13 protein-coding genes and 1 tRNA gene are annotated in these 13,163 nt (G+C 46.7%); 6 read left to right on the top strand and 8 right to left on the bottom strand.

Translation table 11 applies throughout. The features are described 5' to 3' along the window. Positions 1–13: 13 nt before the first annotated feature. The 7 genes from rnr to gap form a co-directional block, all read right to left on the bottom strand. Positions 14–2,422, bottom strand: coding sequence for a ribonuclease R (gene rnr, locus ABC765_RS01850; protein WP_347980588.1), 2,409 nt, complete (start codon positions 2,420–2,422; stop codon positions 14–16). A 58-nt stretch (positions 2,423–2,480) separates the two neighbouring features. Beyond that, entirely contained in the window at positions 2,481–2,720 is a 240-nt protein-coding gene (gene secG / locus ABC765_RS01845) for a preprotein translocase subunit SecG (protein ID WP_033934341.1), read from the bottom strand. Positions 2,721–2,783: 63 nt separating this feature from the next. After that, positions 2,784–4,334: a chloride channel protein gene (locus tag ABC765_RS01840; protein ID WP_347980587.1), complete on the bottom strand. Its 1,551-nt coding sequence runs from the start codon at positions 4,332–4,334 to the stop codon at positions 2,784–2,786. Between the two features lie 111 nt (positions 4,335–4,445). Next, positions 4,446–5,768 (bottom strand): phosphopyruvate hydratase, encoded by a 1,323-nt coding sequence (gene eno / locus ABC765_RS01835; RefSeq protein WP_033934339.1) that lies wholly within the window; start codon positions 5,766–5,768, stop codon positions 4,446–4,448. A gap of 88 nt (positions 5,769–5,856) precedes the next feature. Then, positions 5,857–6,606 (bottom strand): triose-phosphate isomerase, encoded by a 750-nt coding sequence (tpiA, locus tag ABC765_RS01830; RefSeq protein ID WP_033934338.1) that lies wholly within the window; start codon positions 6,604–6,606, stop codon positions 5,857–5,859. 94 nt (positions 6,607–6,700) lie between these two features. Beyond that, on the bottom strand, positions 6,701–7,909 hold the full coding sequence (locus ABC765_RS01825) for a phosphoglycerate kinase (RefSeq protein ID WP_074504550.1): 1,209 nt from the start codon (positions 7,907–7,909) through the stop codon (positions 6,701–6,703). 84 nt (positions 7,910–7,993) lie between these two features. Further along, on the bottom strand, positions 7,994–9,007 hold the full coding sequence (gene gap, locus ABC765_RS01820; RefSeq protein ID WP_347980586.1) for a type I glyceraldehyde-3-phosphate dehydrogenase: 1,014 nt from the start codon (positions 9,005–9,007) through the stop codon (positions 7,994–7,996). 307 nt (positions 9,008–9,314) lie between these two features. Between gap and ABC765_RS01815 the strand changes: the two genes are divergently transcribed. Further along, positions 9,315–9,386, top strand: a tRNA-Arg gene (locus tag ABC765_RS01815). A 133-nt stretch (positions 9,387–9,519) separates the two neighbouring features. On the opposite strand, the gene ABC765_RS01810 is transcribed toward ABC765_RS01815, so the two are convergent. Further along, positions 9,520–9,651, bottom strand: a complete 132-nt coding sequence (locus ABC765_RS01810; protein WP_006500395.1) for a hypothetical protein — start codon at positions 9,649–9,651, stop codon at positions 9,520–9,522. 401 nt (positions 9,652–10,052) lie between these two features. Between ABC765_RS01810 and ABC765_RS01805 the strand changes: the two genes are divergently transcribed. The 5 genes from ABC765_RS01805 to ABC765_RS01785 all read left to right on the top strand — a co-directional run bounded on the left by ABC765_RS01805 (position 10,053) and on the right by ABC765_RS01785 (position 13,135). Beyond that, positions 10,053–10,178, top strand: a complete 126-nt coding sequence (locus ABC765_RS01805) for a hypothetical protein (protein ID WP_006500397.1) — start codon at positions 10,053–10,055, stop codon at positions 10,176–10,178. 175 nt (positions 10,179–10,353) lie between these two features. Then, positions 10,354–10,938: an ATP-dependent Clp endopeptidase proteolytic subunit ClpP gene (clpP, locus tag ABC765_RS01800; protein WP_347980585.1), complete on the top strand. Its 585-nt coding sequence runs from the start codon at positions 10,354–10,356 to the stop codon at positions 10,936–10,938. A 68-nt stretch (positions 10,939–11,006) separates the two neighbouring features. Beyond that, on the top strand, positions 11,007–11,180 hold the full coding sequence (locus ABC765_RS01795; protein WP_303094221.1) for a hypothetical protein: 174 nt from the start codon (positions 11,007–11,009) through the stop codon (positions 11,178–11,180). After that, positions 11,170–11,526, top strand: a complete 357-nt coding sequence (tnpB, locus tag ABC765_RS01790; RefSeq protein ID WP_013437559.1) for an IS66 family insertion sequence element accessory protein TnpB — start codon at positions 11,170–11,172, stop codon at positions 11,524–11,526. The genes ABC765_RS01795 and tnpB overlap by 11 nt, the downstream gene beginning before the upstream one ends. 73 nt (positions 11,527–11,599) lie before the next feature. Next, on the top strand, positions 11,600–13,135 hold the full coding sequence (locus ABC765_RS01785; RefSeq protein WP_347952914.1) for an IS66 family transposase: 1,536 nt from the start codon (positions 11,600–11,602) through the stop codon (positions 13,133–13,135). The last annotated feature ends 28 nt before the right edge of the window (positions 13,136–13,163 follow it).

Here is a 13,163-nt window from a genome sequence, read left to right as displayed (position 1 = left end):
CTCCCGTCATAGCTTAACGCGAGCGGCGATCACCATTGTTATGGCCGCGCTGGGAACGCTTGCCGCCATCATGCCGACGTGAAGGCCCACGATCAAACAGATGATTGCTGCGCCGCCCATTACCGTTGCCATTGCTGCGGTAGGAACGCTTACCGTCTTTTTTGTCTCGCTCGCCATGGCTGAATCTGCCGTGCTTGTCGTCACGACTGCCGCGTCCTCGCCCATTAAAGCGGCCATCGTTTTTACGCGGCACCCGCAGCTTGGTTGTCGGCGCTTCCTCAGGGTTAACCAGTTCAAAGTCCACCTCGCGCTGATCCTTGTCTACTCGAATCAGCTTAACCTTGACTGGCTGACCGATTTGGAAGATATGGTGATGGCGGCGGCCAACCAATGCCATGTTGGATTCCAGATACTCGTAGAAGTCATCGTTCATGACACTGATATGGATCAGGCCTTCAACGGTATTTTCCAAAGCCACGAACAAGCCAAACTTCATGACGGAACTAACAACGGCATCAAACGTCTCGCCAACATGATCTTCCATGTATTCAGCCTTCTTCATGCTGTCAACGTCGCGTTCCGTATCAATGCCCCGCCGCTCGGTAACCGAGGTGTGCTCAGCTACTTCTGGCAGCCAGTCGCGATATTTGGCCTTGGCTTTTTCTGTCGTGCCGTTTTCAGCATACCAGCTAATCAAGCGGTGCACCATTTCATCAGGATAACGCCGAATTGGCGAGGTGAAGTGCGTGTAGTATTGGGCTCCCAAGCCAAAGTGACCGACTTCTTCATCAGCATACTTGGCCTGCTGCATACTGCGCAGCATCATCACCTGGACCATCTGTTCTTCTGGCTTGCCGGCCACGCTCTTTAAGACGTCTTGGAGCATCTTGGGCTTGACGTTTTTCAAGTCACCCTTCATTTCAATGCCAAAGACGCTGAGCAGCTCAGCAAAACTCTTGATTCGATCGGCATCCGGCGTTTCATGAATCCGATACAAAAACGGTACGTGCAGCTTGTAGTAGTGTTCGGCTACGGTTTCGTTGGCTGCCAGCATAAAGGATTCAATCATTCGTTCAGAAGTTCCCCGCTCGCGCAGCTGAATGTCGGTTGGGTGACCTTCCTCATCAACAATGATCTTGGCTTCTGGCGCATCAAAGTCAATGGCACCACGATCATGCCGATGCTTTAAAAGAATCTGGTGCAGCTCGCCCATTGTTTCAAACATTGGCACCAATTCTTCATATTCTTTGATAACCTGTGGATCATGATCTTCTAAAATTGCGTTGACGGCTTTATAGGTCATCCGAGCATGAGAACGCATTACACTAGGGAAGATCTCGTGCTTGACGATGTTGCCCTGGGGATCAATCTCCATCTCACAGCTCATTGCCAATCGTTCCTCATTCGGATTCAAGGAACAGATGCCGTTTGAAAGTCGCTTTGGCAGCATTGGAATTACACGGTCCGTTAAGTAGACTGAAGTTCCTCGTTTAAAGGCCTCTTTATCCAGTGCCGAGCCCGGCTTAACATAGTGCGTAACGTCAGCAATGTGAACCCCCAGATGATAGTTGCCGTTATCAAGCTTCCAAGCCACGACGGCATCATCAAGATCTTTGGACTCAATACTGTCGATCGTAACCAGCGGCTGAGCGGTAATATCTTTACGCCCCTTCTTTTCTTCAGGCAGCACGTGATCAGGAATGGCATTGGCCTCATCCATGACTGCTTGTGGGAAGACATGCGGAACGTCATGGGCATAGACAACGGAGAGAATATCAATCCCAGGCTGATCCTTGTCGCCAATAACCTCGGTGACCATCCCCGTCATGATCTGCGGCGAATCATCGCTTGGATATGATGAAATCGTGGCATTGACGATTTCGTTGTCCTCTGGGTGCAGACCATCATCAGTGACAAAAAAGCGGAAATTGCTGAGCTTTTTGTCTTTTAAGATGATCTCGCCAATAAAGCTTCCCATCGTAATGTTTTTAAACTCACCGACTACATGCTCATAATGACGCGTCAGGATTTCCGTTACCTGTCCTTCTGGTCCCTGGTCGCTGCCAGGTTCGGGAGCACGCAGAATTTTGACTTCGACCTCATCACCGCTCATTGCATGCATGGTGTGATCAGGATTGACATAAATGTCTGGCTGCTCCGGATCATAAGCCACAAAGCCAAAACCCTTCGCATTGCCGCGAAAGACCCCACTGATCGTCTTAGGCTTGATAACCGCCTTAAATTCACCCTGATCGGTTACCATGACTTTTTTATCCCGTTCCAATTGTGCCAGTGCCTGAACGATCGGCGTAAATTGATCTGCTCTGTTCATTCCCAGCTGCTGGGCAATTTTTTCAGCCGAAAAGCTGAGTTCTTGATGATCGAGTAAACGCTTGAGTATTTCAAGTTGTAATTGTGTCATCCATATACCTCTTTAAAATAAATAAAAAGCCTCCTGATATTGGCAGGAGGCACTTAAACTAGTGTGAAGAAACATAGACCAGCGCCAGTGCCAGGATAAAAAACAGGGCACCAAAGATGGTCGTAGCAATCTGCATAACCGCTTCAAAACCGCGAGCCTTGCGCCGACTGAACAGGTCGCCAGCTCCCCCGGTCAAAGCGGACATGGCATCGTTGTCATTCTTGGCTGGCTGCATCATTACGCAAGCAATCAAAATGACGCAGACAATCAAGAAGAGGGTCATAATCGTATTATACAAAAAAATTTCCTCCTATTTCACCCGCTATATCCGTTAAATAATACCATATTTCCAGTCATTTGGCTAATCATGCGCTGATTGTCGGGCTGCCAGATTGATTCGAGCCTGATTGGCAATGTGATTTTTGCCCCGCAGCTGGACAACCAGTGTATCGCCCGCTTTCAGTCGCGTATCGCCATGTGGAATCAGCTGATTTTCACCACGATAGATACAGGTGATCAGAGCACCGACCGGCCAATCAAAATCCTTGATCAGACAGCCATCCAGCCTAGAGCCGACAAAAATTGGCGTGGTCATCTGTGTCAGCCCCAGCAGTTCTTTTTGTGGCTGTTTATGCATCATATTGGCAAACATGGCCGCGTATACTGGCGTGCCGCCCATCAGATCAACGACCAGCCAGGCCACGATTGAGACGATTGCCAGTGGCATAAGATGCGTCATCGTGCCGACCATTTCGGTAATCAAAAGAATAGCAGTAAACGGCGCCTTGCTGATGCAGGCAAAGTAGCCGGCCATGGCATAGATTACATAGTTGGGCAGATATCTGGCCGGAATCAATCCCCAATGCATCATGATTACGCAATATAGAGCACCAATAATGCCACCTAACGTCAGAATCGGTAAAAAGATCCCCCCTGGCAGCTCAGTAGCATAGCTGATCATCGAAAAGACAAAGCGCAAAGCCAATAAACCCAGCATTACCTTAAGCTCAGCCGGCATCTTAGGCAGCGCAACGACCAGATTATTGCCACCACCCAGCGTTACTGGCCACCACCAGGCGATTGGAATTACCAGCAGAAACGGGATGATTGGATAACAGACTGGTTTGAGAAATTTTATCTGGTGCATCCATTTAGGCAGCTGTAAGATAACGACCTGATACAGTCTGCCCAGCAAGCCCAGTAAAATCCCCAACAAAATCAGATGCCAATACTGTGAAGCCGGAAACAGCACCTCATGCGGCACGTTCAGATCAGGTTCCAGGCCAAAGAACGCCATCGAAACCAGATTAGCCGACAGTGAGCTGATAAATACCGACAGCCAGACCAGCGGCGAGAAATTATGATAAACCTCTTCTAAAATAAACATCGTGCTGGCAATTGGCGCGTTAAAGGCTGCCGAAAGCCCGGCTGCCGCACCGCTGGCAATGCCGACTCGTCTTTCAATTTCAGTTCTGGCATTTTTTTCGGCAATCCCTTGACCAACCGCAGCTCCCAGCTGGATCGAGGGTCCTTCACGGCCTAAAAACAGCCCCGAGCCGATGCTGATGATGCCGCCAAAGAATTTACGCCAAAGAACCGGCCACCATTTTTCATCAAACTGCCCCGTCAGCTGACCTTCAACTTGCGGAATCCCTGAACCTTTAATATCCGGATTTTTTTGAACCAGGTTGCCTAAAAGCAGTGCAATAAAAATACTCATGCCAATCCAAGGCAGCAGCCAGACCGGATGCCCATGAAAATAGGCAAATGCTTTGATAACCATACCCAATAGATTTTGAATTGCCCAGCGAAAGAGACTGACAACCAAGCCTGCCGCCAAGCCAATTAAAACGGCGCGGCCTGCTTGGCGCAGATTTGAATAACTGAGTCCTGCAATTCTAGTTGTTTTCACTTTCTTCTCACACCTAAAAAATTTTTTACCTAATCAGTCTAGCACAAATCAAAGCAATCAAAAAAAGCGTTTGGAAAAATCCAAACGCTTTTAAAATCGTTAATTTAGATATTAACGGTTTTCGATGTCTTGACGAGCTTGTTCGCTCAGGTTGTAGAAGGAGTGAATCCCCTTGTATTGAGCAACATCGCCCAGGTTGTCTTCGATCCGCATCAGTTGGTTGTACTTAGCAAGACGGTCAGTCCGGCTCATGGAACCAGTCTTGATTTGGCCGGCGTTAGTAGCAACAACCAGGTCAGCAATCGTCGTGTCTTCGGTTTCACCAGAACGGTGGGAAACGATTGCCGTGTAGCCAGCTTCCTTAGCCATTTCGATCGCTTCAACCGTTTCCGTCAAGGTACCGATTTGGTTCAACTTGATCAGGATTGAGTTGGCAGCACCCATCTTGATACCCTTGCGCAGGTAGTCAGTGTTCGTAACGAAGAAGTCGTCACCAACCAGTTGAACCTTCTTACCCAGCTTGTTGGTAATCGTTACCCAGTCATCCCAGTTGTTTTCGTCGATTGGGTCTTCTACGGATACGATTGGGTACTTTTCAATGATGCCCGTCAAGTATTCGATCCATTCTTCAGTAGTGTATTCTTCACCAGTGGACCAACGCAGCTTGTACTTCTTGTCTTCGTCGTTCCAAAGTTCAGAAGCAGCAACGTCGCAGGCAATAGCAATGTCCTTGCCTGGCTTGTAGCCAGCGTCTTCAATTGCCTTGATCAGGTATTGGAATGGTTCTTCGTTGTTGGCAAAGTCAGGAGCAAAACCACCTTCGTCACCAACTGAGGTAACCTTACCAGCAGCTTCCAGTTCCTTCTTCAGGGCGTGGAAAGTTTCGGCACCCCAACGAATTGCTTCACGAACAGTTGGTGCACCAACTGGCATGATCATGAATTCTTGGAAGTCAACCTTGTTGTCGGAGTGGGCACCACCATTGATGACGTTCATCATTGGCGTTGGCAGCAGATGAGCATTGAAACCGCCAAGGTAGTTGTACAGTGGCACTTGCAGCTCATCAGCAGCAGCCCGTGCAGCAGCCAAGGAAACGGCCAGGATAGCATTAGCACCCAGCTTGCCCTTGTTAGGCGTACCGTCAAGCTTGATCATAGCCTTGTCGATGGCAACTTGGTCCGTAACTTCCATGCCAACGATTTCCTTGGCGATTACGTTGTTAACGTTGGCAACGGCCTTCAAAACACCCTTGCCGCCGAAACGGTTCTTGTCGCCATCGCGAAGTTCAACTGCTTCGTGTTCACCAGTAGAAGCACCAGATGGCACGATGCCGCGGCCAACGCCACCGGCTTCAGTGTAGACTTCTGCTTCAACAGTTGGGTTACCACGTGAGTCCAAGACTTCACGAGCATAAATATCAGTAATGAGTGACATTGATGAATCTCTCCTCTGTCATTTTAAAATTGGAAAGTTCTTCCGCTTTCCATTGTATTATTCAGAACAATTTAAAACAAGCTTTATCTTAAGAGTTTACAAGCTTTAAGAAACGATCAGGATCCAGGCTGGCACCGCCAACCAAAACGCCATCGATATCATCATAGGCCATCAAGGCTTTGATATTGGTTTCATTGACGCTGCCACCATAAAGAATTCGGACAGCGTTGCCAATGTCTTCACCATACATATCGCGAATCGTCTGGCGAATCAGATAACAGCCCTCAGCAGCTTGTTCAGGATCAGCACTTTGGCCAGTACCGATTGCCCAGCTTGGCTCAAAAGCCATCGTAACCTTGGTAACGTCAGCCGGTGACAGTCCCTTTAGATCTGCCAGAATGCGGCTGACTACCCAACGAACCTTTTTACCGGCAATTCGTCGTCCCATCGTATCATCACAGCAGACGATCGGACACAAGCCATTGCGCAAGGCAACCTGGACTTTTTGATTGATCAGCTCATCAGTTTCATTAAATAAACGACGCCGTTCAGAATGTCCCAGAATGACATGATGAATGCCAGCCAGAGACAATGAGCGCGGACTGGTTTCGCCGGTGTACGCACCTGCAATCCGGCAATAGCAGTTTTCAGCAGCGATTTTTAACGGCGTATCTTTCGCGGCTTGTACCATCGACGTTAATGAAAGCGTCGGTGCAGCCAGGACGATTTCTCGTTCACTGGGATCCGGCAATTCATTTTTAATATAGTTGACAAACTCAACTGATTCAGAAACCGTTTTGTTCATCTTCCAATTGCCAGCGATGATTGGTACTCGCATGCAAAAGCCCCCTTTTTTAATTTTTTCCGCCGCTTTAATTTTAGCAAAAAAAGCGACTGAATCGCTACTATGCTAATCAATCGCTTATCTAGCTTTACTTTTCAGAAATCGCTGCGATCCCTGGCAGTTCTTTACCTTCCAAGTAAGTCAATGAGGCACCGCCACCAGTTGAGATGTGGCTCAAACGGTCAGCAATCCCCAATTGCTTGGCTGCAGCCGTGGAGTCCCCACCACCAACAATCGTCGTAGCATCAGTCAACGTACCCAGGAACTTGCCGATTTCCAGCGTACCCTTGGCAAAGTTGCTCATTTCAAAGACACCCATTGGGCCGTTCCATACAACCGTCTTGGCATCAGCCAAAACGCTCTTGTACAGTTCAATCGTCTTAGGACCAATGTCCAATGCCATCCAGCCATCGTCAATGTCACCTTCAACTACCTTAGTGTTGGCGTCATTCTTAAAGGCATCAGCAACCACATTGTCAATTGGCAGAACCAGCTTGTCGCCGGCCTTGTCCATAATTTGCTTGGCAACATCGATCTTGTCTTTTTCAACCAGTGAGTTACCAGTCTTAATGCCCTTGGCAGCGTAGAACGTGTAAGCCATCCCACCACCGATGATGATCTTGTCGGCTTTGTCCAGCAGGTGGTCGATAACGCCAATCTTGTCAGATACCTTGGCACCACCCAAGATGGCAACAAAAGGACGAACTGGGTTGTCAACAGCGTCACCCAAGAACTTGATTTCCTTTTCCATCAAGAAGCCAACGCCTGACTTGCCAGCGCCGATTGCTTGGGCAATACCAACGTTGGAAGCATGAGCACGGTGAGCAGTACCAAAGGCATCGTTTACAAAAACATCGCCCAATGATGCCCAGTACTTGCCCAATTCAGGGTCGTTGCCTGATTCACGCTTAACGTATTCACCGTCTTTAACGTCTTCGTAACGCGTGTTTTGAACCAGCAGTACGTCACCATTGTTCATTTGGCTGATGGCGTCTTCCAGCTGCTTGCCTTCCGTTACCGGAACAAAAGTAACCGGCTTGTTCAGCAGGTTGGAGAGACGTTCAGCAACTGGACGCAGCGACAGACCTGGCTTGTCTTCTTCTTTCTTGATCCGACCCAGGTGAGAGAACAGGATTGCTCGACCGCCATGATCGATAACGTAGTTGATCGTTGGCAGAGCAGCCACGATTCGATTGTCGTCACCAACGACACCATCCTTGATTGGCACATTGAAGTCAACGCGCATCAAAACTTTTTTGCCTTCCAATGGAAGATCTTCAACAGTCATTTTAGCCATAATTGACCAATTCCTCCTTAATCTGCAAAGAAGGCGGGCGGAGTTTCCTCCTCCCGCCTTTCAATTGATACTATTCAGTTCGCTTTACAGGGTAGCGAAGTGAAGCAGCGTACGGATCATGTTGCAAGTGAAGCCGTATTCGTTGTCGTACCAAGCAACCGTCTTAACCAGTTGTGCGCCATCTTCGCCTTCCATGATTTCAGTTTGGGATGGGTCAAAGACGGAACCAAAAGTAGAGCCGATAATGTCGGAAGATACGATTGGGTCTTCAGTGTAACCAAAGGCTTCGTTGCCTTCAGTTGCCTTCTTCATAGCGTTGTTTACGTCGTCAACCGTAACCTTCTTGTCCAGAATGGAAACAAGTTCAGTCAGGGAGCCATCAACAACACCAACACGTTGTGCGTGACCGGACAGCTTACCGTTCAGTTCTGGAATAACCAGGCCGATAGCCTTGGCAGCACCAGAAGAGTGAGGAATCGTGTTCGTGCTTGCAGTACGGTTGTTACGCATCTTCTTGCCACGAGGACCATCCAGGATGGCTTGCGTAGAAGTAAATGCGTGGATCGTAGTCATGGTACCAACCTTAACGCCGAATTCCTTGTTCAGGAAGTAAGCCATTGGAGCCAGGCAGCTGGTCGTGCAAGAACCAGCAGAAACGATCTTGTCGTCAGCCTTCAGCGTGTCCAGGTTAACGCCTGGAACAACAGTTGGGATGTTACCAGCAGGTGCAGAAATCAGCACACGCTTTGCGCCAGCGTCCAGGTGTGCTTGTGACTTTTCTGCAGAAGTGTAGAAACCAGTACATTCCAGAACGAAGTCAACACCATCGTTCTTAACCCAAGGAATGTTCCGTGCATCGCGTTCAGCGTATACAGGGTATTCCTTACCGTCTACAACGATGCCCTTGTCAGTAGAAGAAACTTCGCCAGGGAACTTGCCGTGAGTAGAGTCGTACTTCAGCAGGTAAGCCAGCATTGAAGGAGTAGTCAAGTCGTTGATTGCTACCACTTCGATGTCCTTGGAGCCCAGTTCGTGGATCCGACGGAATGCCAAACGACCAATACGGCCAAAGCCATTAATACCAATTTTTACAGTCATACTGCAATTTCCTCCTTTAGGAAAATAATTCAATGTTCCTGTTTAGTTTAACATATATTTTTATCCAAAATTGACATTTTTAAGGAAAAAATTCGGAATTTTGGCTGTTAGCTAAACAATCGCACTAACCTACGTTTTTTATAATACTCAAAACCGACTAACTTGTCCATGGAAATGTGTTCAGTTTTAGAGAAACCAGCTTCATCCAATTTTTTTGTAAAAATATTCATTTTTTGCTTGCATTTTATCATCACTGGGGATATTATAATAAACGTTCGTGTTAATTCAGCGAGCTTAAAATCATTTCGCGCCCTTAGTGTAATGGATCGCACGTGAGATTCCGGTTCTCGAGATCCGGGTTCGACTCCCGGGGGGCGCACTTAAATATAAAAAAGCACTGGTCAGACTGATCAGTGCTTTTTTATTGCCACGAAGTCAAAAACACATCACGACATAATTAAAAAGACCTCATCCATAATCCTGGACGAGGTCTTTTTAAACGGAAAAGCAAATTACTTTTCTTCAGCTGGCTTTTGCTTAGCCCACTTGCGAATCGCTTCGATTTTCTTTTCCTTCTTAGCCCGCGTGTAACGGTCTGCGACTGGGCGACGGCCTTGTACGCCGTATGGATGTGCTTTACGCATTGCAATATGCCTCCTTTATATCTAACGTAAATAATCAACATTCCAATTATAAAGGTCAGGTTATTAAAAATCAACAACTATTATTGCAACCAACTGATCAGCAATAAATTTAAAAAAATTTTTGGACGGTCGATTTGAATCTTGGACATCTTGCTCACTTTTGATCTTTTTCAACACAAAGGCTATTCAGCATCAATTTTGGAAACGGTAGCACTATTTTCACAATTAAAAATTGATAAACGTTTTCCATTGATTTGACCTATACCAATTTGCCTATAAAAACATCAAATCGCCTTAAACAGGCACTTGTCAATAATACCAATTTGGTGTATAGTCTTAGACATCACAGAGGTTAACAATTAATTCATTCACAATTTCAACTAAACGGGGAGATGAGACTTATGTTTAAAAAGAACATGCACGAATTAAACGAACTCAAGAAAATGATCGAAAACGATGATCGCGCAATGCTGGATGCCGAAATCGCCAACCAAGAACTGAGCATGATCTCAGCCGATCTGAAATAACTATACCTATATTATCAACCAGTATTAAGGCACTGCCGCTAACGATATCAGCATCGTTAGCAGCAGTGCCTTTTTTTCTGACAAAACATTTGACCTTTTCTGACCTATCGAGTATAGTATTCACATAAGTTAGCAATCGATGCTGACTACTGCTAATTAAGAGGGAGGCCAAAGCATGAACCTAGTTCCAACGGTCATTGAACAGTCATCGCGTGGCGAACGCGCCTATGACATCTACTCACGTCTGTTGAAGGATCGCATCATTATGCTGTCCGGTCCAATTGAAGACGACATGGCAAACTCAATCGTTGCGCAGCTGTTATTCTTGGACGCGCAAGATTCTACCAAAGATATTTACCTTTACATTAACTCACCTGGTGGCGTCGTAACCTCAGGGATGGCCATCTATGATACGATGAACTTCATCAAGGCTGATGTCCAGACGATCGTAATCGGCATGGCCGCATCAATGGCCAGCGTGCTGGTATCATCCGGTGCTAAAGGCAAGCGTTTCGGTTTGCCACATTCAACGGTTATGATTCACCAGCCTTCTGGTGGCGCACAAGGTCAGCAAACTGAAATTCAGATTGCGGCCGAAGAAATCTTAAAGACGCGTAAGATGATCAATGGTATTCTGGCTGAAAATTCTGGCCAGCCAATTGAACAAATCGAACGTGATACGGAACGCGACCACTACTTAACGGCCCAAGAAGCCGTTGATTATGGTCTGCTTGACGGAATCATGGTAAGCACACTATAACCAACCGCATATGATTAAATCCCAAGTTCTCCTATACTTGAAGACATATTCAAGGAGGAGGACTTTTTATGAAGCAAGATTTTGTCGAAGTTGATATACCACGAACAAAGAAGCCGGTTACTAAGCGCTCACGCTTGACTGCGACCGTTTCACTGCACCAAGTAAAAATTAATGTCTACCAAGAAGCAGATCCCGCTCTGGTTAGTGAGATCATTAAAGCAGTAGCCGCTTATGCTGGTTAACTGGAGTGCCCCTCAGCACGTCTACATAGTTTGTGGCAAGACCGATCTGCGGAAGGGGATTGATGGTTTGGCCATGGTGATCGCAGAGAATTATGGCTTGGAATTAGATAATGATTCGTTATTCCTATTTTGTGGCAATCGTAATGACCGCTTCAAAGGCTTGTACTGGGACGGCGAAGGATTCATCCTGCTTTATAAACGCTTTGAAAATGGTGGACTGCGATGGCCGCGACATCGAGAAGACGCAGTGGCATTAACCAAGAGTCAGATTAAGGCATTGTTAGAAGGCATCTCGCCACTGCCTCAGAAACGAATCAGGCCGGCTATTAAGGGACCAGGGTATTAACAAGTTCCTCTTTTATTTGCCTCCATTATCTGATAACCTAATGGTCATCAGATAATAAAGGAGGTGATTGGTAATGGCTGAGAAGATCACTTTAGAAGAAGCCTTGCGTGAAAACAAAGAACTAAAGGCTAAGATTGCGGAACTGACCGAGATGGTAAACTATCTGCAAAAGCAACTTTTTGGAAAAAAAACTGAAAAATTAAGTGCTGGCCAGTTGGATCTGTTTGATGACAACGAACAGGAAACCGTGCCAACGAATGATTCAACAGTAGAAAAGTTGACCACTACCGTTACCAGTCACCAGAGAAAATGCAAATCAAAGGAATCACGTAAACAATTGCTTGATTGCCTAGAACAAGTTGAAGAACTTCATCAGCTAAGCGAGCAAGAACTGACTTGTGATCAATGCGGTCAAATGATGACGGTTATCGGCAAACATGAACAATATCGTGAAGTTAAACTGATTCCTGCCCACTTGTGCTGCAAAATCGTATGTACTGAAACGGCTAGATGCGAACACTGTCAAGATCCGGAAACCGACAATGATGTACTCGTTCAGGCAAAGACGCCACAGCCCTTGTTTCCACACAGTTACCTTTCAAGCTCGGTAATCGCCGAAGTACTTTTTGAAAAGTTTGGTCTGGCAGTACCGTTTACCCGCCAGACGCAGTATTGGGAGCGCCTCGGACTTCCCATCACCAGCAAACATATGGCTCGTGGGGTAATTGAAGCTGGCGAAAGGTTTGGGCAAAAGATTTATGAACGTCTGCGTCAAGAAATCAAGGCAGCACCTGTGGTGCAGCTTGATGAGACGCCATTTCAAGTTCTGGATCTTGATCAATCACATGGCTACTTCTGGTCAGCCTGTTCTACGGCAGAATTCAGTCCACATCAAGTATCGTATTTCCACTATGCCCCTTCACGATCAGGAAAGGTTATTACAGAAATCTTAGGTGATGACTTTTCTGGCGGTATTATGTGTGATGGGTTTAGTGGATATTCTGATAATCGCTTACCAGAAGCGTATTGGGGGACCTGTCTGGTTCATATCAATCGCCAATTTAAGCGACTGCTTGATCCAAAGATTACCCGCTTTCAAGGGCAAAGTATTGCGAGTGACGCCGTGCGGATCCTTGCCAAAGTATTTCACATCGAAAAACGGTTGAAATATTCATCAGCAAGTGAGAAGGCAGCCCAAAGGCGTCAGCATTTAAAAGCGATGATTGATGATTTCTATCAGCTGATTGAAGAAGCCTTGACGAAATCGCCACTCAAACCGCTACGCAATGCAATCAAAAATGCCCTCAAATTGAAGAAGCGGGTTTACCAGATGTTCAGGCATGGAGAGCTGCCATTGCATAATAATCACAATGAGCAACTGATTCGTCCCACCACGCTGGTCAGAAAGAACAGTCTGTTTGCGAAGTCCACGGCTGGGGCCAAAGCCAATGCGATCTGGTATAGCATCGTGCAAACCGCAAAACTAAATCATTTGGATGTCTTTAAATATTTAGAGACCCTGCTTAGCGCCTTTACAAAACGCGAAACGCCAGAAATAGAGGCTTATTTGCCATGGGCTCGTGAAATTCAAGAAAGCTGCAAAGCCTAATTGATAAATGAACAGCGGTCGACCACGC

Source organism: Limosilactobacillus sp. WILCCON 0051, from assembly GCF_039955095.1.
GTDB lineage: Bacteria > Bacillota > Bacilli > Lactobacillales > Lactobacillaceae > Limosilactobacillus > Limosilactobacillus allomucosae.
Note: the sequence above shows the minus strand (reverse complement) of the source record. Positions and strands in the feature narration are given on the sequence as shown.

Excerpts from the sequence above, each read along its gene's own strand:
- ABC765_RS01785 (WP_347952914.1), top strand. The coding sequence starts at position 11,600 with ATGGCTGAGAAGATCACTTTAGAAGAAGCCTTGCGTGAAAACAAAGAA.
- ABC765_RS01795 (WP_303094221.1), top strand. The coding sequence starts at position 11,007 with ATGAAGCAAGATTTTGTCGAAGTTGATATACCACGAACAAAGAAGCCG.
- clpP (WP_347980585.1), top strand. The coding sequence starts at position 10,354 with ATGAACCTAGTTCCAACGGTCATTGAACAGTCATCGCGTGGCGAACGC.
- eno (WP_033934339.1), bottom strand. The coding sequence starts at position 5,768 with ATGTCACTCATTACTGATATTTATGCTCGTGAAGTCTTGGACTCACGT.
- rnr (WP_347980588.1), bottom strand. The coding sequence starts at position 2,422 with ATGACACAATTACAACTTGAAATACTCAAGCGTTTACTCGATCATCAA.
- ABC765_RS01825 (WP_074504550.1), bottom strand. The coding sequence starts at position 7,909 with ATGGCTAAAATGACTGTTGAAGATCTTCCATTGGAAGGCAAAAAAGTT.
- tpiA (WP_033934338.1), bottom strand. The coding sequence starts at position 6,606 with ATGCGAGTACCAATCATCGCTGGCAATTGGAAGATGAACAAAACGGTT.
- ABC765_RS01810 (WP_006500395.1), bottom strand. The coding sequence starts at position 9,651 with ATGCGTAAAGCACATCCATACGGCGTACAAGGCCGTCGCCCAGTCGCA.
- tnpB (WP_013437559.1), top strand. The coding sequence starts at position 11,170 with ATGCTGGTTAACTGGAGTGCCCCTCAGCACGTCTACATAGTTTGTGGC.
- ABC765_RS01805 (WP_006500397.1), top strand. The coding sequence starts at position 10,053 with ATGTTTAAAAAGAACATGCACGAATTAAACGAACTCAAGAAAATGATC.
- gap (WP_347980586.1), bottom strand. The coding sequence starts at position 9,007 with ATGACTGTAAAAATTGGTATTAATGGCTTTGGCCGTATTGGTCGTTTG.